Origin of the sequence: Clostridium algidicarnis DSM 15099 (assembly GCF_002934235.1) — a bacterium.
Classification (GTDB): Bacteria; Bacillota; Clostridia; order Clostridiales; family Clostridiaceae; genus Clostridium_L; species Clostridium_L algidicarnis.
This window is the reverse complement of sequence record NZ_PTIS01000004.1, coordinates 89,719-115,809: the sequence shown is the minus strand read 5'-3', so window position 1 is coordinate 115,809 and position 26,091 is coordinate 89,719. Positions and strand designations below refer to the sequence as shown.

General features: G+C 30.3%; 23 protein-coding genes and 1 other annotated feature. Of the genes, 8 read left to right on the top strand and 15 right to left on the bottom strand.

Going from position 1 to position 26,091, the window contains the following annotated elements:
- Nucleotides 1-39: 39 nt before the first annotated feature.
- The 9 genes from mfd to purR all read right to left on the bottom strand — a co-directional run bounded on the left by mfd (nt 40) and on the right by purR (nt 11,773).
- The gene (gene mfd / locus BD821_RS04845; RefSeq protein WP_104409559.1) at nt 40-3,597 is read right to left on the bottom strand and encodes a transcription-repair coupling factor; all 3,558 of its coding nucleotides are present in this window, start codon (nt 3,595-3,597) and stop codon (nt 40-42) included.
- A 31-nt stretch (nt 3,598-3,628) separates the two neighbouring features.
- Nucleotides 3,629-4,198, bottom strand: coding sequence for an aminoacyl-tRNA hydrolase (gene pth, locus BD821_RS04840; protein WP_029451499.1), 570 nt, complete (start codon nt 4,196-4,198; stop codon nt 3,629-3,631).
- Between the two features lie 162 nt (nt 4,199-4,360).
- Nucleotides 4,361-5,614, bottom strand: coding sequence for a S1C family serine protease (locus BD821_RS04835; RefSeq protein ID WP_104409558.1), 1,254 nt, complete (start codon nt 5,612-5,614; stop codon nt 4,361-4,363).
- Between the two features lie 103 nt (nt 5,615-5,717).
- Nucleotides 5,718-7,136: a sensor histidine kinase gene (locus tag BD821_RS04830; RefSeq protein WP_029451502.1), complete on the bottom strand. Its 1,419-nt coding sequence runs from the start codon at nt 7,134-7,136 to the stop codon at nt 5,718-5,720.
- 3 nt (nt 7,137-7,139) lie between these two features.
- Nucleotides 7,140-7,826, bottom strand: a complete 687-nt coding sequence (locus BD821_RS04825; protein WP_029451503.1) for a response regulator transcription factor — start codon at nt 7,824-7,826, stop codon at nt 7,140-7,142.
- A gap of 172 nt (nt 7,827-7,998) precedes the next feature.
- Complete coding sequence (locus tag BD821_RS04820; RefSeq protein WP_104409557.1) at nt 7,999-8,961, bottom strand: ribose-phosphate diphosphokinase; 963 nt, start codon at nt 8,959-8,961, stop codon at nt 7,999-8,001.
- A gap of 23 nt (nt 8,962-8,984) precedes the next feature.
- The gene (glmU, locus tag BD821_RS04815) at nt 8,985-10,352 is read right to left on the bottom strand and encodes a bifunctional UDP-N-acetylglucosamine diphosphorylase/glucosamine-1-phosphate N-acetyltransferase GlmU (RefSeq protein WP_104409556.1); all 1,368 of its coding nucleotides are present in this window, start codon (nt 10,350-10,352) and stop codon (nt 8,985-8,987) included.
- 184 nt (nt 10,353-10,536) lie between these two features.
- On the bottom strand, nt 10,537-10,854 hold the full coding sequence (gene spoVG / locus BD821_RS04810) for a septation regulator SpoVG (protein ID WP_029451506.1): 318 nt from the start codon (nt 10,852-10,854) through the stop codon (nt 10,537-10,539).
- 103 nt (nt 10,855-10,957) lie between these two features.
- Nucleotides 10,958-11,773, bottom strand: coding sequence for a pur operon repressor (purR, locus tag BD821_RS04805; protein WP_104409555.1), 816 nt, complete (start codon nt 11,771-11,773; stop codon nt 10,958-10,960).
- A gap of 285 nt (nt 11,774-12,058) precedes the next feature.
- On the opposite strand from purR, the gene BD821_RS04800 reads away from it, so the two are divergent.
- The 4 genes from BD821_RS04800 to asnS all read left to right on the top strand — a co-directional run bounded on the left by BD821_RS04800 (nt 12,059) and on the right by asnS (nt 16,889).
- Nucleotides 12,059-13,129, top strand: coding sequence for an HD-GYP domain-containing protein (locus BD821_RS04800; protein WP_104409554.1), 1,071 nt, complete (start codon nt 12,059-12,061; stop codon nt 13,127-13,129).
- A 51-nt stretch (nt 13,130-13,180) separates the two neighbouring features.
- Nucleotides 13,181-14,560 (top strand): UDP-N-acetylmuramate--L-alanine ligase, encoded by a 1,380-nt coding sequence (gene murC / locus BD821_RS04795; protein ID WP_104409553.1) that lies wholly within the window; start codon nt 13,181-13,183, stop codon nt 14,558-14,560.
- Between the two features lie 199 nt (nt 14,561-14,759).
- The gene (locus tag BD821_RS13635; protein ID WP_104409552.1) at nt 14,760-15,071 is read left to right on the top strand and encodes a hypothetical protein; all 312 of its coding nucleotides are present in this window, start codon (nt 14,760-14,762) and stop codon (nt 15,069-15,071) included.
- Between the two features lie 109 nt (nt 15,072-15,180).
- Nucleotides 15,181-15,437: a binding site (T-box leader), on the top strand.
- A gap of 57 nt (nt 15,438-15,494) precedes the next feature.
- On the top strand, nt 15,495-16,889 hold the full coding sequence (gene asnS / locus BD821_RS04785) for an asparagine--tRNA ligase (protein ID WP_104409551.1): 1,395 nt from the start codon (nt 15,495-15,497) through the stop codon (nt 16,887-16,889).
- A 64-nt stretch (nt 16,890-16,953) separates the two neighbouring features.
- Here asnS and BD821_RS04780 read toward each other — a convergent pair whose 3' ends face one another.
- Both BD821_RS04780 and BD821_RS04775 read right to left on the bottom strand, forming a co-directional pair.
- Nucleotides 16,954-18,678, bottom strand: a complete 1,725-nt coding sequence (locus BD821_RS04780) for a phospho-sugar mutase (protein WP_104409550.1) — start codon at nt 18,676-18,678, stop codon at nt 16,954-16,956.
- A gap of 40 nt (nt 18,679-18,718) precedes the next feature.
- Nucleotides 18,719-20,194, bottom strand: coding sequence for a leucyl aminopeptidase (locus tag BD821_RS04775; RefSeq protein ID WP_104409549.1), 1,476 nt, complete (start codon nt 20,192-20,194; stop codon nt 18,719-18,721).
- Nucleotides 20,195-20,519: 325 nt separating this feature from the next.
- Here BD821_RS04775 and BD821_RS04770 point away from each other — a divergent pair, with 325 nt between their 5' ends.
- The 4 genes from BD821_RS04770 to BD821_RS04755 all read left to right on the top strand — a co-directional run bounded on the left by BD821_RS04770 (nt 20,520) and on the right by BD821_RS04755 (nt 23,257).
- Complete coding sequence (locus BD821_RS04770) at nt 20,520-21,521, top strand: DUF3048 domain-containing protein (protein WP_104409548.1); 1,002 nt, start codon at nt 20,520-20,522, stop codon at nt 21,519-21,521.
- Nucleotides 21,522-21,709: 188 nt separating this feature from the next.
- A complete protein-coding gene (locus BD821_RS04765) occupies nt 21,710-22,564 on the top strand; it encodes a DegV family protein (protein WP_029451517.1) in 855 nt (284 codons plus the stop codon).
- A gap of 9 nt (nt 22,565-22,573) precedes the next feature.
- Nucleotides 22,574-23,026, top strand: coding sequence for a PadR family transcriptional regulator (locus tag BD821_RS04760; protein ID WP_029451520.1), 453 nt, complete (start codon nt 22,574-22,576; stop codon nt 23,024-23,026).
- A gap of 51 nt (nt 23,027-23,077) precedes the next feature.
- The gene (locus tag BD821_RS04755) at nt 23,078-23,257 is read left to right on the top strand and encodes a hypothetical protein (RefSeq protein ID WP_029451521.1); all 180 of its coding nucleotides are present in this window, start codon (nt 23,078-23,080) and stop codon (nt 23,255-23,257) included.
- A 65-nt stretch (nt 23,258-23,322) separates the two neighbouring features.
- Here the strand turns inward: BD821_RS04755 and BD821_RS04750 are convergent, their stop codons facing one another.
- From BD821_RS04750 to BD821_RS04735, 4 genes are all read right to left on the bottom strand, one after another.
- Entirely contained in the window at nt 23,323-23,511 is a 189-nt protein-coding gene (locus tag BD821_RS04750; protein WP_029451522.1) for a ferredoxin, read from the bottom strand.
- A 91-nt stretch (nt 23,512-23,602) separates the two neighbouring features.
- Nucleotides 23,603-24,448 (bottom strand): Mrp/NBP35 family ATP-binding protein, encoded by an 846-nt coding sequence (locus BD821_RS04745; protein ID WP_104409547.1) that lies wholly within the window; start codon nt 24,446-24,448, stop codon nt 23,603-23,605.
- 22 nt (nt 24,449-24,470) lie between these two features.
- A complete protein-coding gene (locus BD821_RS04740) occupies nt 24,471-25,304 on the bottom strand; it encodes a YhfM domain-containing protein (protein WP_104409546.1) in 834 nt (277 codons plus the stop codon).
- Entirely contained in the window at nt 25,291-26,061 is a 771-nt protein-coding gene (locus BD821_RS04735) for a prolipoprotein diacylglyceryl transferase (RefSeq protein ID WP_029451525.1), read from the bottom strand. The genes BD821_RS04740 and BD821_RS04735 overlap by 14 nt, the downstream gene beginning before the upstream one ends.
- Nucleotides 26,062-26,091 lie beyond the last annotated feature (30 nt).

Sequence of the window (26,091 nt, the reverse complement as noted above, 5' to 3'; positions counted from 1 at the left end):
ATTTAGATATGTTTTAAAAATAAATAATGTTCCATTTTTCTATTTTTTGTCTGTAATTTCTGCCTTTTGAGATATATCTTTCTTTATGCTTACCATATATTCTAAAAGATTTTTAAATTCTTCTAGCATATCTTCGCGTTTAACCATTGAAAGTTTATATGAAAATGCTGGTTTTTCTCCAAATTTAAATATAATTTTTTTATTATACTTACTCATTAAACCTTTTATTAGCTCTTCATTTAAATTTTCTTTTTTATCAAACTGATATATAACCTCTTCATCCTTTTCTTTTATATCTTCTATCTTTAAAATTTTTCCAAGACTTCTTATATATGAAATGTTTATAAGGTTATTTACTGGCTGTACTATATCTGAAAATCTATCTTCTAATTCCTCCATTATGTCATAAACATCATCTTTATTATCAATAGAAGCTATTTTTTTATATATTCCTATTTTTTGCATCTCATTTTCTATATAATTATTAGGTATATATGCATCTACTTTTAAATCTATGGTTGTCTCTACAGGCTCTTTATCTATTTCATCTTTAATAAAACTTATTGTTTCCTCTAACATTCTACAGTAAAGATCATACCCTATAGCTGCCATATGTCCATGTTGAGAAGATCCCATCATGTTCCCAGCTCCTCTTATCTCTAAATCTCTCATTGCAATTTTAAATCCTGATCCAAGAGCTGTAAACTCCTTTAAAGCTTTCAATCTTTTTTCTGCGACTTCTGTTAATATTTTATCTTTTTTATAAGTAAAGTAAGAATATGCTATCCTATTACTTCTTCCTACCCGACCTCTTAATTGATAGAGCTGGGAAAGACCCATTTTATCTGAATCATAAACAATCATTGTGTTTACATTTTGAATATCCATGCCTGTTTCTATTATAGTGGTACATATAATCATATCTATTTCACCACTCATAAAGCCTATCATTACCTTTTCTAACTCTCTTTCGGTCATTTGTCCATGAGCTACTGCCATTTTAACTTCAGGAAGCAGTTTTTGTAGGTACCCAGCCATATTTTTAATGTCCTCTACCCTGTTGTAAACAAAATAAACTTGGCCCTTTCTATTTACTTCACGTAATACAGCATCTCTTATAAGCTGTTCATTATACTCTACTACGTAAGTTTGAATAGGGTAGCGCTCTTGTGGAGGTGTTTCTATGACGCTTATGTCTCTTACCCCTGTAAGCGACATATGAAGTGTTCTAGGTATAGGTGTAGCACTTAATGTTAGTACATCTATATTTTTTTTCATCTTTTTCATCTTTTCCTTGTGAGTTACTCCAAATCTTTGTTCTTCATCAACTACAAGAAGGCCTAGGTCTTTAAATTCAACATCTTTTGATATTAACCTATGAGTTCCTATTAATAAATCTACATTACCTTGTTTCAATGCTGCTAATGTAGCCTTCTGCTCAGCTGAGGATCTAAATCTACTTACCATATCAATATTGATTGGGAAATCGGAAAATCTCTTTACCATATTTTTAAAATGTTGATCTGCAAGAATGGTAGTTGGAACTAAAAAGGCTACTTGCTTTCCATCCATGATTGCTTTAAATGCCGCTCTCATAGCAACTTCTGTCTTTCCATAACCTACATCTCCGCACAAAAGTCTATCCATTGGCTTTCCAGATTCCATATCCCGTTTTATTTCTTGCAAAGAAGTAAGTTGATCCGGGGTTTCTTCATATTCAAATTCTTCTTCAAATTGCTTTTGCCAAACTGTATCTTTTGAATATTTATATCCTTTTAATTTAGATCTTTCGGCATATAACTTAACCAAATCTTGTGCTATTTCATTTATAGAGGTTCTTACCTTATTCTTAGCCTTAGTCCATTCAGTTCCACCAAGCTTGCTTACTCTTGGAGCCTTTCCTTCGCTGCCTATATATTTTTGAACCATATCTAGTTGTTCTACGGGAACATATAACTTATCTTCTTTATCATAACTTATATCTAAATAATCCTTTATATGCCCTTGAACTTCTATTTGTTTTATTCCTTTATATACACCTATTCCATGATTTACATGAACAACATAATCGCCTAAATTTAATTCGGAAAAGCTTTTTAGTTTTCCTACTCCCTTTTTATTAGGGGCTTTTTTCTTTGTTTTTCGCTTAGCTTCACCAAAAACTTCTCTATCCGAAATTAAACATACCTTAAGCTCCGGATACTCAAATCCTTTAATTTGATTACCAAAGGTAACAACAACTTCACCATATTCAATCTTTGACACTATATCTTTATATGAACTTTCAATACCCTTATCTCTCAAAGCCTCTACCAATCTTTCTCCCCTAGGCCTTGTTCCTGAGAGTATTACAATCTTATATCCCTTACTCTTTTTATCTTTTATATCTCCAATCAATAAGTCTAATTTACCACCATAACTTGTTAAAGTTATCTCTGAAAAACTTTCTACTGTTCTTGGTTTTAGATAATTGTTAGATTTTACAATAGAATTTAATGTTAATGTTTCTTTTGACCCTAACTGATCAATTATATTTTCTTTAGATATTAAAAGGCTTCCTTGTCTTGGAAGTATATCTCCTCTTTCTAAGAAGGATTTATAATTTTCTTCAAACTCATAGTATATACTTTCTAATTTTCCAATAGATCTTTGAATATCATCTATTATAATTATTCCATCCTCCATAAAATCAAAGAAACTAGATGGCTTATCAAAAAAATATGGCAAGTAACTATCAATGGTTTCAAAGTTCCAATTTTCCTTTAAAGATTCTAAATTAGAATTAACCATACCTTTTAACTTATTAACCATTTCTTTATGCTCTTTTCCTTTATGGTTACTTATAAAATTTTCAAGGTCTTCTTTTATTAAATTATATCCTTTTTGGATTTCATCACTATTTAATATCATTTCTTTGGCTGGAAATATCTCTATTTCATCAACCTTTTCTATACTTCTTTGTGATTCTACATTAAAGCTTCTTATTGAATCAATTTCATCTCCGAAAAGCTCTATCCTAAAAGGAGTAGAGCTTATGGGTGGATAAATATCTAATATCCCTCCTCTTACAGAAAATTGTCCTTTTCCATCTATAAGTTGCATTCTTTCATATCCTGATTGAATTAGCTTCTCTGTTAATTGTTTTGTATTTAATACATCTCCCACTTTGTATTTTAAATTGTATTTTTTATATAATTCTACAGGAGTGTACTTTGATGATAAAGCTTCTACAGAAGTAACAATTACCTTCTTATTGTCACTTATCATCTCTTTTATAACCTTTAACCTTTCCCATCTAAGGTCTCCTGATACTGCATCTATATTGTAGAAAACAACCTCCTTTGTAGGAAAGTAATATATTTCTGGAATATACAAAGATAAATCTTCATACATATTTTTAGCCTCTAAATCGCTATGACTTATTATAAAAAAGTTCTTTTTCTTTTCCTCTTCATATATAGCATCGATTATATAAGCCTTTGATGACTCAGATATTCCATATAAAGATATAGGATATCTTTTTTCCTCCATACTTTTCTTTATATTTAAAAATTCTTTGCTTTGCCTTAAAGGCTCTAATAAACCATTAAATCTCATACTTAATAACACCCCTTAAAACATAAACCCTTTATTTATCTGCAATAAACCCATTGAATTTATTCATAGATTCATATAAGTTTTCTTTTACTATTAATTCTATAGCTTCTGTTGAAGCTTTTATTGTATTATCTATTAATATTTTATCTTCTTTAGAAAATTTACCTAATACATGAGAAATAAGGTCTCCTTTAGGACACCCAACACCAATCTTTATTCTAGGGAATTCATCTGTACCTAAGTTAGATATAATGCTCTTTATCCCATTATGACCTCCTGCGCTACCTTTGGTTCTTATTCTCATTCTTCCTATTTCTATACTTATATCATCATATACAATTATAATATCATTACTATCAATCTTATAAAAGTTCACTATTTCTCTAACACTCTCTCCACTAAGATTCATATATGTGCTAGGTTTTAACAATATGCATTTTTCACCTTGTATAAAACCTTCTCCGTATACTCCTTTAAATTTTATCCTGTTTAATGAAATATTATACTTTACAGATAAATTATCTATAAAGTTAAAACCAACATTATGTCTTGTATCTTCGTATTCCTTACCTGGATTGCCTAGTCCTACTATCAAATGCATTAATATTTCCTCCATTTGTCTTTACATGATTACATATATATTTTCAAATTTTAATTCTGCTTTAATATATTATACAACAAAAGTTATTATATAATATATTAAAACAGAAATAATAAAGAGACTTTAAAGTCCCTTTATTATTTGAAAAGGTTATAAAACCATCTATTGTTTTTCTGTAAGTATTATGCTAAGTTCTAACACACTTCCTTCTCTCCAAATCTTACAATTTATAGTATCCCCTATTTTATGTTCATCTACTATGATTTGTATATCTTCCATCCTTTTAATTTCTTTATTATCTAATCCTACAATTATATCTGTAGGCCCAACACCTGCATTAAAAAGAGTTTCTCCTTGTGTAACTTCTCTTACATAAACTCCCTCTATACCTTGAGTATTGGATGAATTATTTCTAACTATAGTTTGACCTATAAAACCTAAATGTGGTTTTTTAACTCTGCCATAATTAGTCAAAGACTCTACTATATTTTTAACCTCATTTGAAGGTATTGAAATCCCTATACCCTCTGAAGCGTATTTACCGGTAAGTTTCAAGCTATTTATTCCTACAATTTCACCTATGGAATTACATAATGCTCCTCCAGTATTATAGCTATTTATACTGGCATCTGTTTTTACTATTTTATAAAGTCTTTTTTCCCCGGTATTAGGATCTAAAAAATCAATCTTTTTATTAATCACACTTACAATACCCATAGTTACAGTGTCTGCCATATCTTCACCTAAAGGATTGCCTACAGCAATAGCTAAATCTCCTACTCTCACCTTTTCAGAATCACCAAATCGAGCATAAGGAAGATTCTCTAAATCTACTTTTATCACAGCCAAATCTGAAGCCTTATCTTTACCTATTATCTTAGCTTCAATTGGTTTCGATCCATAGCTTGATAGCTTAACATATACAATTTCTGTGTTCTCTAATAAAAAAGAATTAGTAACAATATATCCATCCTTATCGATTATTATGCCTGACCCCATATTTGAGGTTATATCATTTTGAAGAAAACTTTCAGGATTACTACTAACCCCTACTATAATACCACTTAAACCTTCTACAACCTTATTTATATCATTTTTAGGTACCAACTCTTTTATTTTATCATCCTTTGGTATCTGTTGCTTATTAGAATAAATAACTGAACTATTATTCCTATTATCAACCATGTTATTATATTTCTTTTCAATTATATAGGAGGCAGTTATAGCTCCAGAAATAGCCGCAACAGATACCACTAAAACACCTTTACAAAGACTTTCTAACCTTTTTCTTCTTTTGTTTTGTCTTATATTTATCTCGCCATGTTGATTGCAGCTTTCCTCTAATAGGTGTTCATTTTTTAGCTTTAAATCGCGATTTAAAATTGCGCCTTTATTCAGCTTTTTTTTCTTGTCCATAAAGCACCTCCTATACCCTGAAGTAATTATACTTAAATCTTTTAAATTAAGTATGAACAAAATATTATGTTTCAATTATATTTTTATGTTTACTTTAATGTTACTATACCCTAGTTAGTGTGAAAATAAATGTTACTCCTTGATCCTTTGCTTTATTTTCTACCCATATGTCTTCTCCTAGTTGTGATAATATATTTCTAGCTATGGGCAATCCTAATCCTGTACTGATTTTAGATGTCCTTGCCTTGTCAGATTTATAAAATCTATCCCATATCCTTCTTAACTCATTTTCCTCAATATTAGGTCCATCATTAAATACAGATACAAGAAGTTTATCTCCTTTTATCTTAGTCGATAATTTTATGTTACCGCCATCAGGTACATATTTTATAGAATTATCTATAAGATTAGTTAAAACTTGAATAAGTCTATCTCTATCTCCTTCAACATACAAATGTTCATCCTGCAATAACACATCAACTTTTAATTTCTTATCATTGATTTTAGGTTCAAATTTTATAATGCATAATTTTATAATTTCATTTATATCGATTTCTGTTACTCGTAAAGAAAACTTTCCTGATTCCATAGCTGCTAAATCTAAAAGGTCATTTACAAGTCTCGTTAGTCTTTGAACCTCATCATATGCTATTTGAAGATAATGATTTTCTTTGTCTTTAGGTATCACACCATCTAGTATTCCTCCAATAAATCCCTTTATAGATGTTATTGGGGATCTAAGTTCATGTGAAACGTTGGACATAAAGTCCCTCCTATTTTTCTCTACCTTTTCTAGCGAATCTGCCATAGTATTAAAGGATTCTGCAAGCTCTCCAATTTCATCATTAGAATCTATAATAACGCGCTTTTCTACCTCGCCTTTAGAAATCTTTCTCGCTACAGAATTTATTTTAGATAAAGGTTTTATTATTATCTTTTGAGAAAAATAATATATTATTATACTAGTTGTAATCACAGAAAATATAGCACCTAACCATATTATTGAATAAACCTTTTTTATAGGAGCCTTTATTTGTTCTATTGGGGTATACATTAATATTACGCCTCTAAAACTATCTCCAGAAAATATAGGTTTCATATAAATATAAGAGGGTTTATCTACTATATTTTCATAGGTACCTTTTTTTTCTATAGTTTTCCCAAATCTTAATTCATCCATTTCCTTTAAATCTAAACTATTTGCTACTATATCTTTATATTTAACATTAGAAACCGCGTAAACATAACCCAAACTATCGGCTATCAATATATCTGAGTTTAGTAAGTCTCCTATAAAGCTCATCTCGTTTTCTAGTTTAGTTACTGATAGAGTACTTTTATCTCCTAAACTATTTACTGCAGATGTTGCAATTCTGTCTCCTTGCATATCTAATTGATTTTTTCTTTGCTCAAAATAATAGTTTTCAAACCAAAATGAAAGGATTGTAGCAACTAGAATAAACATAATTGCTACAATAAAGGTAAATGCTGCTATCATTTTGGACACAAGGCTATTTTTAATCATTTATTTCACCTCAAATTTATATCCAACACCCCAAACAGTTTCTAGTTGCCAATTAGGCCCGCCATGAAGCTTTTCCCTTAATCTTTTTATATGAACATCAACGGTTCTTGAATCTCCAGGATAATCATATCCCCAAACCTCGCAAAGGAGCTGCTCCCTTGTAAATACCCTGTTCTTATTATTTGCAAGATAATGTAACAATTCAAATTCTTTAGGTGGCATTTTTATATCTTCATCTTTATATACTACAGTATAAGAATTAATATCTATTACTAATTCAGGAAATGTTAATGTCTCTCTACTTCCATTATCTGAATTATATCTCCTCATTACTGCTTTAACCCTTGCTATAAGTTCTTTAGGTTCAAATGGTTTTACAATATAATCATCTGCTCCTAGTTCAAGCCCTAATACCTTATCGAAGGTATCCCCCTTAGCTGTAAGCATTATTACAGGGGTTTCATTTTCTTTTCTTATCCACTTTAAAACGTCTATTCCATCCATATGTGGAATCATTATATCTAAAAGTACAATATCAGGCTTATAATTTAAAAATGCCTCCTGTGCACTTTTCCCATCATGAGACAACCTTGTATCATATCCTGAGTTTTGTAGATACATCTTTATAACTTCACATATATTTTCATCATCATCTACTATAAGGACCTTTCCTATAGTTCCTTCCATATTTCAAACCCCCTCAATATAATTTAGCATAATTATAACTATATATTAATCTATCACAAAATACTATTTAAATACTACTTTACACAAAAAAGTTACAAATAATTTACTAGTAAATAAAAATAGAGCATAATAACCTTTTTAAAAAGGTTATTATGCTCTATTTTATATGTTATTAATCTTCCTCAAATAATATACTAAGAGGAACATCATCATAAATTCTTCTTATAGCTTCTGCAAAAATTGGTGCTACAGAAAGAGATGTAATTTTTTCAGAGTTTTCACCCACTGGAACATGAATAGTATTAAGAATAACTAGCTCTTTTATTGCTGAATTATTTATTCGCTCAAATGCTGGTCCTGAAAGAACTCCATGAGTACAGCAAGCATATACTTCTTTTGCACCTAAATCTTTTAATGCATTTGCTGCATTTACAATGGTACCTGCAGTATCTATCATATCATCTACTAAAATAGCAGTTTTTCCTCTAACATCACCTATTATATTCATAATTTCAGACACATTTGCCTTAGGTCTTCTCTTATCAATTATAGCCATAGGTGCTTGTAGCCTATCTGCAAACTTTCTAGTTCTTGTAACGCTACCTAAGTCTGGAGACACTAATACTACATCCTCATCTTCCCTAAATCCTTTATCTTCAAAATACTTTGAAAGTATAGGTACTCCTAAAAGATGATCAAGTGGAATATCGAAATACCCTTGTATTTGTGAAGCATGTAAGTCCATAGTAAGTACTCTATCTGCACCAGCCGCTGTTATTAAATCAGCTACTAATTTTGCTGTTATTGGATCTCTAGACTTTGCTTTTCTATCTTGCCTTGCATACCCATAATAAGGAATAACAGCAGTTATTCTTCCTGCCGATGCTCTTTTAAATGCATCTATCATTATTAGAAGTTCCATTAAATTGTTATTTACGGGTGAATTTGTAGATTGAACTACAAAGACATCTACACCTCTTACAGTTTCATTAATATCTACAGATATTTCTCCATCACTAAATGTACCTACTTTTGCATCTCCTAATGGTATTCCTAATATATCTGAAATATCTTTTGCAAGTTTTGGATTTGCATTTCCACTAAATATCTTAATCGTTTTTCCGTGGGTTATCATTTTGAATCCTCCTTAGGTTTTCTTTATTTTTTCATACCTTTTTTATCTACCCAGCCCTCAATGTTTTTTTGTCTAGCTCTCGCTATAGCAAGGCTGCCTTCTGTAACATGATCTGTTATAGTTGATCCTGCTGCTATATATGTATTGTCATCTACCTCTACTGGGGATACTAGATTACTATTGCATCCAATAAAAGCATTATTGCCTATTTTAGTCTTGTACTTTCCTTTTCCATCATAATTTACAACTACTGTTCCGCAGCCAAAATTACAACTTTCGCCAACTTCTGCATCACCTATATAAGTTAAATGTGACACTTTAGTGTTGTCGCCTATGGTAGATTTTTTAATCTCAACAAAATCTCCAATCCTTGCATGTTTTCCTATTGTAGTTTCAGGTCTTATATATGCAAAGGGTCCTACTGTAGTATTTTCGCCAACAATGCTTTCTAGTATTACTGAATTGTCTACAGACACTCCACTTTCTATAGTGCTATCTTTAATTCTACAATTTGAATGAATTATACAGTTTTCTTTTATAACGGTTTTACCTTCTATTGTATTATTTGGATAGATTATAGTATCCCTTCCTATTTGTACATCCGAACCTATATAGGTGTTTTCTGGATTTATAAATGTAACTCCATTTTCTAAATGCTTTTTATTTATCCTATTTCTTAATATCTTTTCAACTTCAGCAAGATCAACCCTTGAGTTAACTCCCATAGTTTCTTCATAGTCCACAACCATAGCACCTACTGTTTTACCATCATCTTTAAGAATTTCTATAATGTCTGTCAGATAGTATTCTCCCTGAGCGTTATTATTTGTAAGTTTATCTAAGCTTTTTACAAGGCTTTCTATATCGAAACAATAAATTCCTGCATTTATTTCTTTAGTATTAAGCTGTTCTTTATTACAATCTTTATGTTCTACGATTTTGTCCACAAGCCCGTCTTTTCTAATTATCCTTCCGTAACCGGTTGGTTCTTCTAAAATTGAGGTTGCTACGGTGCACTGATACCCATTATGTTCATGTGTATCTATAAGCCTTCTAACTGTATCTTCTCTCATAAGTGGAACATCACCATTAAATATAGCAACTATTCCTTTTTTATGTTTTAAGAATTCTTTAGCACACATTATTGCATGACCTGTTCCTAATTGCTCATTTTGAAAAGAATAAGTAACATCTATAAATTTTGTACTTTCTTTTACCTCATCTGATCCATTTCCTACAACAATATTTATATCGTTTAGATCAGATGCTCTCATAGTATCAATTACATGATTTACCATCTCTTTACCACATACTTTATGTAAAACCTTAGGTAAGTCAGATTTCATCCTTTTCCCTTTACCAGCCGCTAATATTATAGCACATTTATACATTTTATCACCTCTTTATGTTATATAAGAGCAATTTAGAGTATTCTATTATAAAAAAAAACATCTTAATAAAAATTTCATCCTTTTCATTATATTTTATAAAAACATTATTTTCAACACCGAAATGATTTATTGTATTTATAAGAAAATTCAAAAAAATAAAAAGGAGAAATCTCCTTTTTATTTTTTATTCAACTTCAGTATCAACTTCCGATTCTTTAACCTCATGTTTAGGCTCTCTTGGCTCTTCACTTTTTACCTTTTCATATTCACTTAAGATTGATTGTTGTATCTTTTCTCTAGTTTGTGTATTTATTGGATGAGCTATGTCCTTAAACTCTCCATCAGGAGTCTTCCTACTTGGCATTGCTATGAAAAGTCCATTTTGTCCTTCTATCACTTTTATATCATGAACTACAAATTCATTGTCAAAAGTTATAGAAACAATTGCTTTCATTTTGCCCTCTGCTGCGATTTTTCTAATCCTAACGTCTGTAATTTCCATTAAACCCCACCTCCAAAGATGCTTTACAATCTATATATTTCTATATATATTTTCTTTTTCCTTCTTTTTTACGAGAAAGTTTTATAAATCTTTTGAAAATTTGCTATTTAATAAAATTAGAGGGCTTTAATAATACACTTTCATCCTCATTTATACCTAAAAATTCTATAATAGAGAAGTACTCTTTTATTACTTTCTTGTCTGATTGTATGTTGTCAATTAAAACCCCTATTCCAAGAAGTTCACTTTCAAATTCTTTTAAAAGATCCATTATTCCCTTTGCAGTTCCGCCACCCTTCATAAAATCATCTATAAAAATACACTTACTGCCTTTTTTTAAAGACTTTTTAGAAAGCGACATGTTTTGTATCCTTCCACTAGATCCTGACACATAATTAATACTAACTGTGGGACCCTCTGTAACCTTTGTATCTCGTCTAACAATTATAAGCTCTACTCCAAGGTTCTTTGAAACCTCGTAGGCTAAAGGTATTCCCTTGGTCTCCACTGTAACCACATGATCTATTTGCTGTCCTTCAAAAAGTGAAGACAATATAGTAGCGGCCTTAGATACTATTTTAGGATTAAACATTATATCATTGATATAAATAAAGTTTCCTGGCACTATTCGCTCCTTGGAATTAAGGTTTTTACATAAATCTTGAACAAATTTATTAGTGTCTTCTTTAGATATCTTAGGTATATACTTTATACCTCCTGATGCCCCAGATATGCTTTCTACTCTACCTAGGTCAAGTCTTTCAATGGTTTCCCTTATTATAACTATATCTTCACTTATAGAAGATTTAGCTGCATTTAAAGGTTCTAAAAAATTATTAAGGCTTATCACCCTACTTGGATTGTTTAAAAGTATTTGTGTTATAGCAACTATTCTATTATTTCTATTAAATCGATCCATTATATCACCTATCATTTCACATATTACGAACTATATTTTAAAAAAATATCTTATTATTCATATTCTATTCTATTACAAGTTTAATTTCAATTATTATTGAACTAATAATTGAATTAATCGTATAATGTAGATATATTAAATAAATTTCGTTCTATATTTTGCATAACCTATACTGTTTTATAAATTAAGTAATATTTGCTAATATAAGTGTCCATTTATGGTAAAATAAGATTATATATACTTAGATATATTGCTGAATAAATATTTATACAGAAGGGAAAGAAGATGATGAACGCTCACAAAATAATATCTATTCTTCCAATTAACCTTGAACCTGGAATGATAATTGCAAAAAGCTTATATATAAAAAATCTTAAGCTATTGTCAGAAGGCACAAAGCTTACTGAAAATACTATAGATAAGATTAAATATCTTTTTCCTACTAACCCCATAAATATATATAAAAATATAGACAATTATGAGTTAGAAATAATACACTCAAAAGGTTCTAAAGAATATTTAGAAGTAGAAAGTGACTTTTCAAGATTCTCTGATAGCGCAGAAGTTATATTTAATCAGGTTATGTCTAATTCTAAAATACAAGTTAACTCTATAAGAAATCTTTCTGAAGATATTCATTGTCAAATGAAAAATACAGGTATAGTAATAAAAAATATAATTAGCGAAAGAACTACCGATGGTTATCTTTTTCGTCATTCAGTAAATGTGGCTACCTTAAATGGAATGCTTGGAAAATGGCTGAATTTTTCTTCAAGGGAAATAATGCTCTTAACTTATACCGGAATATTACATGATATAGGTAAGTCAAAAATGCCTTCAAATATAATTAATAAAGCTGGCCCACTTACCACTAAAGAATTTAATATAATGAAAACTCATCCTATAAAAGGATATGATATAGTAAAATCCATTCCTTATATAGACCCAGGTATTGAAATCGGAGTACTTATGCATCATGAAAGGATAGACGGTAGCGGCTATCCTCTAGGTTTAACTGGCGACAAAGTAAATATATATGCTAAAATAACTTCAATTAGCGATATATTTGATGCTATAACGTCAAATAGACCTTATAAACAGAAACAAAACCCTTTAAAAGCTTTAGAAATAATAAAAGAAGATTCCTTTTTGAAATTAGATCCTGAGTTTTCTACAACTTTTGTAGAAAATATGATACATTATTACGAGGGAGAACTCGTAAAGTTAAACACGGGTAAAATAGCAAAAATATTAAAAATTAATAATAACTATATTTCAAAACCCATTATTTACTTTGATGAAAGTTTTTTAGATCTAAGTAAACAAAATAACGTTTTTATTACAGATTTATTATAGCTTTGATATATAGTTAGTTAAATTTATTCATACTAAAAGGAGTGAAGTATATTGTCTTTTGATTTTCTAAATGATAAAAATATAAAAATCCACTTTATAGGTATTGGTGGTATAAGTATGAGTGGTCTTGCTGCGATAATGCTTAAAAATAGCTTTAGTGTTTCCGGATCAGATATGAAAGATTCAGATGTTTTAGATAAACTAAGAAAACAAGGTGCAACGATTTACATAGGTCATGACGATAAAAACATTAAAGATGTAGACTTAGTAGTTTATACTGCAGCTGTACCCAGTAATAATCCAGAATTAAAATATGCTATAAAAAATCATATTAATTTAATGGATAGAGCCGAGTTCTTGGGCAAAATCATGAAAGGTCATATGTACAATGTAGCCGTTGCAGGTACTCATGGTAAAACCACTTGTACATCAATGTTATCTCATATAGTTCTTTCTGCAAATCTAGATCCTACAATATTAGTGGGAGCAAATTTAGATATAATAGATGGCAACTTTAGAACCGGAGATAGTGAATATTTTATTACAGAATCTTGCGAATATAAAAGATCCTTTCTTAAGTTCTTTCCTTATATAGGATTAATATTAAATATAGATGCAGACCACCTAGATTATTACAAGGACATTGATGATATCGAATCTGCCTTTACAGAATTCGGGATGTTAATACCAAAGAATGGTTACCTAATATGTAATGCTGAAGATCAAAGGGTTCTTAATGTAATGAGTAAGGTTAACTGCAATATATTAACCTTTGGGATTGATTGTGGAGATGTACAGGGTCGTAATATAAAATTCGATGATCAAGGTAAGAGTAAACTTGACCTATACTATAAAGGCAAAAAATTATTTTCTTTAAGCTTAAACGTTCCTGGAAATCATAATATTTTAAATGCTTTAGCTGCTGTAGCTACTGCTATTGCCTTAGATATTGATAATGAATATATAATATCTGGATTAGAAGGCTTTAAAGGTGCTCATAAAAGATTTGAAATAAAAGGTATAAAAAATGAAGTAACTGTTATAGATGATTATGCCCATCACCCTACAGAAATAAAAGCCGCACTATCAGCTGCCAAAAACTTTAAACACAATAAAATATATTGTGTTTTTCAGCCTCATACCTATAGTAGAACTTTATCTTTGTTAAAAGAATTTTCTCTTTCATTTAATGACGCTGACGAAATACTTTTACTTGATATTTATGCCGCTAGAGAAATAGATGATAGAACTGTGAATTCAAATATGTTAGGTGATAAAATAAGAGATAATGGTTTAAAGTGCCTAAATTTCCACAACTTTGAGGATACTTTAGAGTATCTAAATTCTAAAGTAAAAAAAGGAGATCTTATATTAACTGTAGGCGCTGGAGATGTAGTTAAAGTTGGAGAAATGTTTTTAAATGTTGTTTAGCTTAATTTACAGCTATTATAATTAAATCTTTCAAAAATAAAAAATAATTTTACTTTATAATATATTTCCTGGTTTAAAAATATCATTATAGATAATACTAAATTTAAGGATTAATTTTTATATTACTTTTTTATTAAATCTTAATCCTATTTTAGTAGGTATAATGTACTATTTTAAATTAAAAAAGGAGATGTTTTATATGATGAACTTTTTAGTATCTTCAGTTGCAAATTTGATAATTATATTAATAAGCTTTTTTATATTTAAAGTTATCATAAGCGGTCCTACTAGGCATAGAATATATGAAAAATTTATGTCTTCCTTTGCAAAATTTATAGTATATATCTTTTTAGCATCTACTGTTATAACCTCACTAATTGCTCTAGTTTTATATAAGACTAGATATATTGCATATATAAACGTAGTAGCTCCTGCACTAGTTTCACCTATAATCGGATTCGTAGCTTCCACAGTACCAACAAGAGGAGCAGGTGATAAAAAACAGGCATAACTCATTATTAAGCATTTTAAACTTTGCATAAATATCCTTATTTATGTGTTTTAGATATTTGCATTAATTATGATTTTAGTGTAAAATTGGATTATTGATAAAAAAATTTAAATCAACTATGATAAGAAGAGTAAATTTAGGAAGGTTGCCTTAGCGAGTCGGCAAGAGTGAAAGGTCGATGCAAGCCCTATATTGAAGAACATCTTTGAGTTTCTAACCAAAATCATTTAATGTGAAAGTAGGCTTAGACGGAATCAATCCGTTATAATTGAGCAGCATTTATTGTGCTGTTAAAGAGATCAACATATTCATATATATGTTGACAAACTTGGGTGGCACCACGAAATATAGCCTTTCGTCCCTTTATCGGATGAGAGGTTTTTTTATATTTAATTTTAATAATTAGAAAGGTAGGATTGTAAAATGAAAACTTTAGAAATCAAAGAACTATATAGAAATGGCGAAAAATATTATAATCAAAATATTAAAGTAAATGGTTGGATCAGAACATCCAGATCTTCTAATGCTTTTGGATTCATGGAACTTAACGATGGAACATTCTTTAAAAATATTCAAGTAGTTCTAGAAGGAGATAGCTTAGATAACTTTAAAGAAATAACTAAACTTCCTATAAGTTCTTCTGTTTATGTAGAAGGAGTTCTTGTGCCTACTCCTGACTCAAAGCAACCCTTTGAACTTAAGGCACAAAAGGTAGTTGTAGAGGGTGTGTCATCTTCAGAATATCCGCTACAAAAGAAAAGACATAGTCTTGAATACCTACGAACTATCGCTCACTTAAGACCAAGAAGCAACACATTCTCCGCAGTGTTTAGAGTTCGTTCTATGGCTGCTTTTGCTATCCATACATTCTTTCAAGAAAAAGGCTTTGTGTATACTCATACGCCAATCATAACAGGTAGTGATGCTGAAGGCGCTGGTGAAATGTTTAGATTATCTACACTAGACATGTCAAATCCTCCAAGAACTGAGGATGGTAAAATAGATTTTAAAGAAGACTTTTTCGGAAAGGAAACAAACCTTACTGTAAGTGGTCAACTTGAAGGTGAAGCCTATGCTTTAGCTTTTCAAAAGATCTATACTTTTGGTCCAACTTTTAGGGCGGAAAATTCAAATACAGCTAGACATGCTTCTGAATTTTGGATGATAGAGCCTGAAATAGCTTTTGCTGATCTTAATGATGATATGCAGCTTGCAGAAGATATGTTAAAGTACGTTATAAACTATATATTAAAGAACGCTCCAGAAGAAATGGAGTTTTTTAATAGCTTTATAGATAAAGGTCTTATAGAAAGATTAACTAATATAGTAAACTCAGACTTTGGGCGAGTAACCTACACTGAAGCTATTGAGCTTTTAGAAAAATCAAACAAAAAGTTTGACTACCCTGTTAAATGGGGAATAGACCTTCAAACAGAACATGAAAGATATATAACTGAAGAAATATTTAAAAAGCCTGTTTTTGTAACAGATTATCCAAAAGAAATAAAAGCTTTTTATATGAGACTTAGCGATGATGAAAAAACCGTAGCCGCTATGGACTGCTTAGTCCCTGGGGTAGGTGAAATAATTGGTGGAAGCCAAAGAGAAGAACGAATTGATATCCTTGAAAGAAGGATTGAAGAACTTGGACTAAATAAAGAAGACTACTGGTGGTACCTAGAACTTAGAAAGTTTGGAACTACTAAGCATGCTGGGTTTGGGTTAGGGTTTGAAAGACTTATAATGTACATCACAGGAATATCTAATATTAGAGACGTAATACCTTTCCCAAGAACACCAAATAATGCTGATTTTTAAAGTCTATTAGTGGTTAAAAAAGAAGTTTATAAGAAAATTATCTTATAAACTTCTTTTTATTTTATTATTTAACTTTATCTAGCTTTTCTAAAACTAAAGTTTCAATATCCTTTATCTTCTTATCTGCTTTTTCTAAATTTTCATCTATAGTATAAATATAAAGCTTTATTTTAGGCTCTGTTCCAGATGGTCTTACCGCATACCAACTCTTATCATCAAAAATAAACTTAAGTACATCTGACTTTGGTATTCCGGAACTTTCTTTTTCTCCTGTGGCTATATTAAGTGTAGTTCCTTCATTAAAGTCTGTATACTTTTCAAGTTTTGCACCATTAAATTCTTTTATGAAGTTATCTCTGTACTGAACCATCATTCTTTCAATTCTAGCTTTTCCTTCAACACCTTCAAGAACTAATGATATCTGCTTTTCTCTATAATATCCATATTCACTATAAACTTCGTTAAGTACCTGTATCAACGTTTTACCTTGAGATTTATAGTAGGCTGCCGCCTCACATAATAACATAGAAGCACTTACTCCATCTTTATCTCTAACCTTTGTACCAGTTACATAACCTATGCTCTCTTCGTATCCAAATATAAATTCAGCTTCCCCTGTTTTTTCAAATTCAGGAATCTTTCCACATATATTTTTGAACCCTGTTAATGCTTCATAAGTTTTAACTCCATAATCCATTGCTATTCTTTTACCTAAATCCCCAGTTACTATAGACTTAACTATAGCACCATTTTTAGGTAGCTTATTCTTGGCTTTAAGACCTTCAAGTATATATTTTATTAAGATAGCACCAGTTTGGTTACCTGTAAATGGTACATACTCTCCATTATGATCTCTAACCTCTATAGCAAGTCTATCACAATCAGGATCTGTAGCAATTAAAAGCTCTGCACCTTCCTTTTTTCCTAATGCTTCTGCATATTTAAACGCCTTTGTATCTTCAGGATTAGGATAGCCTACTGTTGTAAAGTCTGGGTCAGGACATTCTTGCTCAGGTACTACAATTATGTTAGTAAATCCTCTTTCTTTAAGAACTCTTCTAACTGGTATATTACCTGTTCCATTTAACGGTGTATATACTATCTTTATAGATTTATCTACATCATCCCTTATACTTAAGTCTTTAACCATAGATATATACATATCATCCATTTCTTTGCCTAAGTAATTAAGTAGCCCTTTATTCAAAGCCTCTTCTTCTGTTATAGTCTTTACCATATTAAAGCTCTTAATTTGTTGAATATTTTCAACTATAGAATCAGCCATTTCACTTAAAATTTGCGCTCCATCTTCAAAATAGACTTTATAGCCATTGTATTCCCTAGGATTATGACTAGCAGTAACTACAATTCCTGCTGCTGTTCCTAATGTTCTAACTGCAAATGAAAGCTCTGGTGTAGGTCTTAAGCTTTCAAATAGAAAAGCTTTTATTCCATTTGCAGCTAATACTAATGATGCTGTCTTTGCAAATTCTGCAGAAAAGTGTCTACAATCATATGCTATAGCAACTCCTCTTTTAACATAATCTTGCCCTCTTGATTTAATATAATCAGCAAGACCTTGGGTGACCTTAGATATGTTATAAACATTCATCCTGTTAGTGCCAGCGCCAAGCTTACCTCTTAATCCAGCTGTTCCAAACTCTAGATCTTTGTAAAACCTATCCTCTATCTCAGCTTCATTGCCCTTTAAATCTCTAAGCTCTTTTTTTGTATCTTCATCAATATACTGATCTTCAATCCAACTGTTATATCTATCTTTGTAATTCATATAAAGTTCTCCCTTCATTTTACTTCTTACTTCATACTATTTACTCACACTTTTCTTTTGCTAAATAATATAAAGTTCTAACTCCTGCCCCTGTTCCACCTTTAGATAAGTATCCATTATCTTTTTCGCTCCATGCTGTTCCAGCTATATCTAAATGTAACCATGGCTTATTTTGTACAAATTCGCCTATAAATAACCCTGCTGTTATGGTACCAGCATTTCTTCCACCAATATTTTTATAATCTGCTATATCTGATTTAATAAGCTTTTTATATTCATCAAAGGATGGAAGTTCCCAAACCTTTTCTCCTGAAAGCTCTGAAGCTCTTTGAAGCTCTTTGTAAAAGTCTTTATTATTTGTAACCACTCCTGTTGTAGTATCACCTAAAGCAACTAATACAGCTCCAGTAAGTGTAGCCAAATCTATAACCTTACTTACATTTTCTTTTTCTATTATATAATGAACTGCGTCTATTAATGTTAAACGTCCTTCTGCATCTGTATTTAATACTTCTATAGTTTTACCTGCCATAGAAGATATTATATCTCCTGGCTTGTAAGCCTTTCCAGAAATCATATTTTCGCAAGAAGCAATAACTGCAACAACATTAGTCTTTAATTTCATCTTAGATATAGATGCCATAGCTCCTATAACAGCTGCCGCACCACCCATATCACTTTTCATCATAACCATTCCATCTGTTGGCTTTATTGAATATCCACCTGAATCATAAGTAAGACCTTTACCTACAAGCCCTAGGATATCTTCTTTATTTTCTTCATCACCCATGTATCTCATAACTATGAGCTTTGGAGATCTTGATGAACCTTTAGCTACCTCGAGAAATGAATGCATTCCTAATTCTTCTATTTTATCTTTGCCATAAACATCCACTTCAAATCCATACTCTTCTCCGATCCTTTCAGCTCTTTTAGCTAATTCTTTAGGATAAAGTATGTTAGCTGGTTCATTTACTAAGTTCCTTGCCTCAATAACTGATGATGTTAAAATCTTAATTTCATCTAATGCTTCTTGTGCCTTATTTATGTCTTCATCTTTAATAGCTTTTATAAATATGCTCTTTACTGAAGATTCTTTTTTATCACTTATATACTTATCAAACTTATAATCTCCAAGAACCATTCCTTCATACATAGCCTTTATTCTTCTTTTTATACATATCTTTTCTGAATTGAACATTTTCACAGCTATCATGCTAAGCTTAAGTTCTTTTACCTTTTTTAAAACCTTAGAATAGGCTATCCTTATTCCTTCTGAAGTTAGTTCTTCTTTTTTCCCAAGTCCTAATAATAAAGTATATTGAAGTTTATCTTCAGTCTCTTCTACTATACAAAATATTTCTCCACATTCACCTTTAAACTTGTCTGAGCTCTTTAATTTTTGAACCTTAGACTTTACACAATCACAAGTATCTTCCCCATTATCCTCATAAAAAAGTGGATAAATTAATCCCTCATAATCAGAAGAATTTAAATCTTTAATAAAAAATTCCATCGTAATCACCTCTCCAATCTATTCTTTATATACAGTATAATTCAATTTAGATTCAATTCCAATAAAGAAAATCATTATTGTTTGTTTTATCGGAATTAATTATTTATTTAAGGCATATAATTAAATATCTATATTTTTTTAATTACTACCCTATGATAAAGTGATTCTTAGACACAGGTGGAGTTTGCTTATAAGGAATGCCTCTCTCCATCTTGGTATTAGAAGAACTTATAAAGGGGCGTAGTATCCGTCATCCCCACCTTGAAGAGGATAGGTGTGTTATGGATGGTGGCCATCGGATAAATTTAAACCTTAGGAGGAAAAGATGAATAAAAAGATTTTATCTATACTAATAATCTCTACAATCTTATACGGGTGCTCATCTAGCGAAGCTATCATGCCTAACAATACTGAACCTTTACCTATTGATGTTTCTGATTCTATAGAAGAAAAGACCTTCCCTTTTACAGGTAAACCCATGACTTCAAACAATACCTCACTACCTTTTATGGCTATAATAGAAAATTCAAAGGATGCCAGACCTCAGTCAGGATTATCTAATGCAGACATTGTTTTTGAAACCATGGCCGAAGGTGGTATATCTAGGTTCATAGCCCTATTTCACATGGAAATAGCTAAAAAAATAGGCCCAATTCGAAGTGTACGACCTTATTTCATAGAAATATCTCAAAGCCTAGATCTTCCCTTTGCACATTGCGGAGGAAGTGAAGATGCTTTAAAATCAATTGATTCAAATAATCTTATGAGTCTAAATGAAATGAGATTTGGTGATTCATATTGGAGAGATAATTCTAAAAAGCCTCCCCATAACCTTTATACGTCAAGTGAAAAAATAACGTCACTATTAACCGAAAAACAATTTAACAAAATTCCAACTTCGAATTTAAAATTTGATTCTTCTTATTGGAATAATAAAGATTTTAAAAATTGCAGGGATATAAAAATAAATATGAATAAATATTATGATACATCTTATAAGTATGAAGAAGGTATATATAAAAAGTTTATTGGTGAAGATATATTTATAGACAAATCAAATAACTCTGAAATAGAATTAAATAACATAGTTATTCAACAAACTACTATAACTTTAAGCAAAGACAAAATTCACGTGGAAATACCTTTAGTTGGTGAAGGTAATGGCTATGTATTAAGCCAAGGTAAGGTAATCCCAATACTTTGGAGTAAGAAAGACTCAAATAGTGTCACCGAGTTAAAAGATGAGAACGGTAATATAGTCTCATTAAGTGAAGGTAAAACTTGGTGGAATATAGTAGATAAATCCAATGAAATATCTCTTCATTAAAAAGGTCGCTAACTATTAATATCTTTAAGACTTTATTATATAAATATTATATTTTAAAAAGACGTACCACTTATACACATCTTTTTTATATAAATTTAATAACTATATCACTATTGATATATATCACTATTGATATAGTTGTTGAATGTTGATATAATAGAATAAATAAAGTTTTGGAGGCGTTAAATTTGGAAAACCTACAGAAAATAGCATTAATTGCAGATAGCACTTCTGATTTACCAGAAGAATTTATAAATAAATATAATGTTCATATACTACCCCTTAAGGTGATTTATCGTGATAAGGAATATACTGATAGAGTGGATATAACACCTCAATATGTATATGATAATTTAAAAGTTGAAATACCTAAAACCTCATTACCATCAATGAATGATATGAATAATCTTTTTGAGAAATTGAAAATAGAAGGGTATACTCATGCAATAGCAATTTGTATATCTAGTGGCTTATCTGGAACCTCAAATAGCCTTAAGCTTATTAGTGAAAATCATCCTGAAATAGTATCTACAATTTTTGATTCTAAATTAATATCTTTTGGTACAGTTCCCCTAATAGTAGAATGCGGTAAGTTAATAGATAAAGGTGAAAGTTATGAATCAATAGTATCTAGTCTGCCAAAGATAAAGGATAAAGTATCTGTTTTCTTTATGGTTGATACCCTAGAATATTTAAAAAAAGGTGGCAGAATAGGTAGAGTCTCTGGAACCATCGGAGAATTACTTAATATAAAACCTATAATCTCCATAAACGAAGATGGTGTTTATTATACCTATGATAAAATAAGAGGAAAAAAACAAGCTCTATCAAAATTTTTAACTATAATAAAAAATGAGATAGACAAACATAAAGCTAGCCTTTGGGTAGCTCATGGTGATGCCCTAGAAGAATGTATAAAGATACGTGATATGTTAAAGGATTATAATAATGTTACTACTGTAGGTTTTGGCGAAGTAGGTCCTGTAGTAGGTGTTCATACTGGCCCTGGTTTCATAGCTATATCCATATTTAAAGAAGAGTAGTTTTATTATATGCACAATAATGATTTTAGTGATGAGGAAATAAAATCTGAAGAAAAACGCTTATATGAAGAATATAAACGAAAACTATCAGAACTTAAAAAAGTACAAAAAGAAAAGGAAGCAGTAGGCCAAGTTTTTACAAAAGGCCTTCTTCCTGTATATGTACTTTACATCTTAAGTTTAGGTCCTACTAATGGAAATGATATATCACATAAGATAGGCGAAAAAACTAATGGGCTATGGGTACCAAGTACTGGCGGTATATATCCAATACTTAAAAAGAATGAAAAGGAAGGCTTTGTTAAAGGTGAGTGGGATAATCCAGAAAAAAAGTTTCAGAAAATATATACATTAACTACAGAGGGGGCTGTTGAGTTAGAAAGCAAAAAGTTTCTTTTACAAAACAAAATCGAAGAGGCTCTTGAAGTATTTAAATTAATATATAAAGATCTTTATTTATAAGTATATAGTTAACCTTATTCGTAATACTATATATTAAGAGGTGATTTATATATGAAAGGTAAAATAATTGAAAACTCATCATCAGAAGCCTTAATTATATTTGAAGACTGTACTCTTTGTTTATTGCCTTTAAACAAAGCCTCTAGTTTTAAAAAATCTGGAGATAATATAAATGTATATTCTTCTAATTGTTCATCTATATCAAAGCAAAGACTTCTAGACTTCTACTAACAAAAACAATAAATCATTAACATATTAACAAAAAAGAACGGATTGTCTAAACAATCCGTTCTTTTTTATTCTACTGAAATAGCATTTACAGGGCAGCTTATAGCAGCTTCTTTAGCATCGTCAATGTGGTCTTTTGGTACTTCATCTACTATTACCTTTGCTTTGCCATCATCATCCATTTCAAATACTTCTATGCATATAGAAGGACATAATCCGCATCCTATACAAACATCTTTATCTACATTAGCTTTCATAAAAAAAACCTCCACTAATATTAAATTATTTAAAGTTATTATGAGCATTATATCTAGTGTTTATGCACGCTTTTAGTTATTAAAAGATATATTATATTATTTTATTTATTATTTCGTTATACTCTTTATGTCCCCTTACATATTCTTCTGCTGTTCCAGCTTCTAAATTCTCTACTAAATCTAAATTTATAGGTAATTCTGCTAAAAGTGGTAATCCTAAATATTCAGCTTGTTCCTCTGCAGACTTTTTGCTAAATACTCTCATTCTTTCCCCACAACTGTCACATTCTATGTAAGCCATATTTTGTACTACGCCTTTAACATTTACCCCAAGTTTTTCTGTCATTATTACTACCTTTTTAACTATCATAGAAACCATATCTTGAGGTGTTGAAACAACTACCATATTAGATATAGGGAAGCTTTGCATTACAGTAAGTGCTATGTCTCCAGTACCTGGTGGCATATCTATTAATAGATAATCTAATTCCCCCCACTCAGTATCGGAATACATCTGATTTAAAACCCCTGTTATAATTGGACCTCTCCAAATAACAGGTTGTTCTTCTTCTTCTGTAAGCAAATTTATTGATATAACCTTAATTCCAAGTTTGGTTTCAATTGGAATAAATTTCACCTCATCTTTTTCTCCCGATGGAATCATAGATGCTCTTCTTTCATTTATTCCAAAAAATCTAGGCATTGAAGGACCTGTTATATCTGCATCTAGCACTCCAACACTATATCCTTGGTTTCTTAATGCCACAGCCAAGATACCAGTTACTGTAGACTTTCCAACCCCACCCTTACCACTGATTACTCCTATTATATTTTTTATGTTACCATGCTTTGGTAAAAGCTTTGAACACGAGCTTTCTTTTCCTTCTTTTTTAACACTACATTTATCTTTACTAGGACAACTTGAACAACTACTCATAAAATATCCCCCTTCAATAAAATTAGAAGTCTAGCGGCTTCTTTTCAGTTATATTTATTTTCCAATCTTTATCTTCATTCTTACACCATACATAATAATCAGTTTCACTATTATCTGTTTTATTATATAGTGTAATTACACTTTTATAAACTGTTGTCTTATATCCATAAGTTTTTACATTAATCAATATATCGAAATCTTCCTTGTTATCTTCTACCAAACTCAAATTACTCATTTTGTTTTTTAGATTTATCTTAAAGTCTTCTATATCAATAGAAAGCATATATTTAGCTACTTCCACATCATTTGAGATGTTAACGCCTATCTTCTTTTCATCTTTCATTGTATTCTTAATATTTTGATCTATAAACGCAAGTATTGAGTCATAGTATAATGTTTCAAAATTTCTTGGTTTTCTAAGTGTAGCCATATTTTTAATTATATCATTATCTATTCTTTTTGAAACCACATAATTCTTACTTTCATCATAAAAATTACCCATACCTTTTTCTTGAATCCCAGCAACATAACTAAACTTATGTATTTTATCTTCATTTTCATAAATTTCAAATGTATAATCTGCATCTAAATTAGTCTTTCCTTCAACAGCTTTCCCGCTAGATAATATATTATAAATGTCATTTACAGTTCTTTTATCTGTTACTATAAATTTAAACCCATTATCCCTATTACTTTGAATTGTTATCTTTGGTACATCATTTTGCTTTATGAAATCAAAATCTTGATTTTTATATCCAAGTTTCACCTTAATACTTTCTGTTTTCGTACATCCAGTAAATAGACAAATTAAAGATAACATAAAAAGTAGTACTATCCCTTTTTTATTTTTTATCACTCTTTACCAATCTCCCTTTAATTTTATCTACATTAAATAGTAGTATACCTAATACAATAGTTATAATGCCTATAAATTGAGATGTTGAAAATATACCTACATTTCCTCTTGGGTCATCTCTTATAAACTCTATTAAAATTCTTCCAACACTATATAAAATCATATACATAGAAAATACACGGCCTTGTTTTGGCTCTTTTTTATCATACCATAATAATAATAAAGTTAATAATAGATCAAGAATAGAAGAATATATCTGTGTTGGATGAAGTGGAATTCCAAGTGGTGCAAGTAAAGTATTTGTAAAAGTTATACTTAAGGGAGAATTTGTTGGTGCACCATAACAACATCCTGCAAGAAGGCACCCTATTCTTCCAAAGGCTTGTGCTAAAGAAACGCTGGGTATCATTAAGTCAAATATCTTTAAAACATTCCACTTATTCTTTTTTGAGTAAAAGTATACCGCCAAAGCTCCTCCTATAATAGATCCATATACGACAAATCCACTTCCTACATCTTTGAGCATAGATGGATTATTAATTATTGCATTTATATCAGTTATAATGTATAAGAGTTTTCCCCCTATAACGCCTGCTATTATAGCAAATATAGTAACATCAAATATTGTATCACTATCATAACCTTTATCTTTGGCCCTTTTATCTAAAAGTAAAAATCCAAACAATATTCCAAGGGCTATCATTAGTCCATATCCATATATATTTATTCCAAATATAGTGAATAGAATTGGTTTCATATTTACCTCCATAAAAAACAAGAGAAGCTA

What these genes read in the sequence shown, in the direction of transcription:
- pth (WP_029451499.1), bottom strand. Translation starts at nt 4,198, where the DNA reads ATGCATTTGATAGTAGGACTAGGCAATCCAGGTAAGGAATACGAAGAT.
- asnS (WP_104409551.1), top strand. Translation starts at nt 15,495, where the DNA reads ATGAAAACTTTAGAAATCAAAGAACTATATAGAAATGGCGAAAAATAT.
- BD821_RS04820 (WP_104409557.1), bottom strand. Translation starts at nt 8,961, where the DNA reads ATGATAACCCACGGAAAAACGATTAAGATATTTAGTGGAAATGCAAAT.
- BD821_RS04770 (WP_104409548.1), top strand. Translation starts at nt 20,520, where the DNA reads ATGAATAAAAAGATTTTATCTATACTAATAATCTCTACAATCTTATAC.
- BD821_RS04825 (WP_029451503.1), bottom strand. Translation starts at nt 7,826, where the DNA reads ATGGAAGGAACTATAGGAAAGGTCCTTATAGTAGATGATGATGAAAAT.
- BD821_RS04750 (WP_029451522.1), bottom strand. Translation starts at nt 23,511, where the DNA reads ATGAAAGCTAATGTAGATAAAGATGTTTGTATAGGATGCGGATTATGT.
- BD821_RS04735 (WP_029451525.1), bottom strand. Translation starts at nt 26,061, where the DNA reads ATGAAACCAATTCTATTCACTATATTTGGAATAAATATATATGGATAT.
- BD821_RS04745 (WP_104409547.1), bottom strand. Translation starts at nt 24,448, where the DNA reads ATGAGTAGTTGTTCAAGTTGTCCTAGTAAAGATAAATGTAGTGTTAAA.
- BD821_RS04835 (WP_104409558.1), bottom strand. Translation starts at nt 5,614, where the DNA reads ATGGACAAGAAAAAAAAGCTGAATAAAGGCGCAATTTTAAATCGCGAT.
- BD821_RS04780 (WP_104409550.1), bottom strand. Translation starts at nt 18,678, where the DNA reads ATGAATTACAAAGATAGATATAACAGTTGGATTGAAGATCAGTATATT.
- purR (WP_104409555.1), bottom strand. Translation starts at nt 11,773, where the DNA reads ATGGATCGATTTAATAGAAATAATAGAATAGTTGCTATAACACAAATA.
- BD821_RS04800 (WP_104409554.1), top strand. Translation starts at nt 12,059, where the DNA reads ATGATGAACGCTCACAAAATAATATCTATTCTTCCAATTAACCTTGAA.
- BD821_RS04760 (WP_029451520.1), top strand. Translation starts at nt 22,574, where the DNA reads ATGCACAATAATGATTTTAGTGATGAGGAAATAAAATCTGAAGAAAAA.
- BD821_RS04755 (WP_029451521.1), top strand. Translation starts at nt 23,078, where the DNA reads ATGAAAGGTAAAATAATTGAAAACTCATCATCAGAAGCCTTAATTATA.
- mfd (WP_104409559.1), bottom strand. Translation starts at nt 3,597, where the DNA reads ATGAGATTTAATGGTTTATTAGAGCCTTTAAGGCAAAGCAAAGAATTT.
- BD821_RS13635 (WP_104409552.1), top strand. Translation starts at nt 14,760, where the DNA reads ATGATGAACTTTTTAGTATCTTCAGTTGCAAATTTGATAATTATATTA.
- glmU (WP_104409556.1), bottom strand. Translation starts at nt 10,352, where the DNA reads ATGTATAAATGTGCTATAATATTAGCGGCTGGTAAAGGGAAAAGGATG.
- BD821_RS04775 (WP_104409549.1), bottom strand. Translation starts at nt 20,194, where the DNA reads ATGGAATTTTTTATTAAAGATTTAAATTCTTCTGATTATGAGGGATTA.
- spoVG (WP_029451506.1), bottom strand. Translation starts at nt 10,854, where the DNA reads ATGGAAATTACAGACGTTAGGATTAGAAAAATCGCAGCAGAGGGCAAA.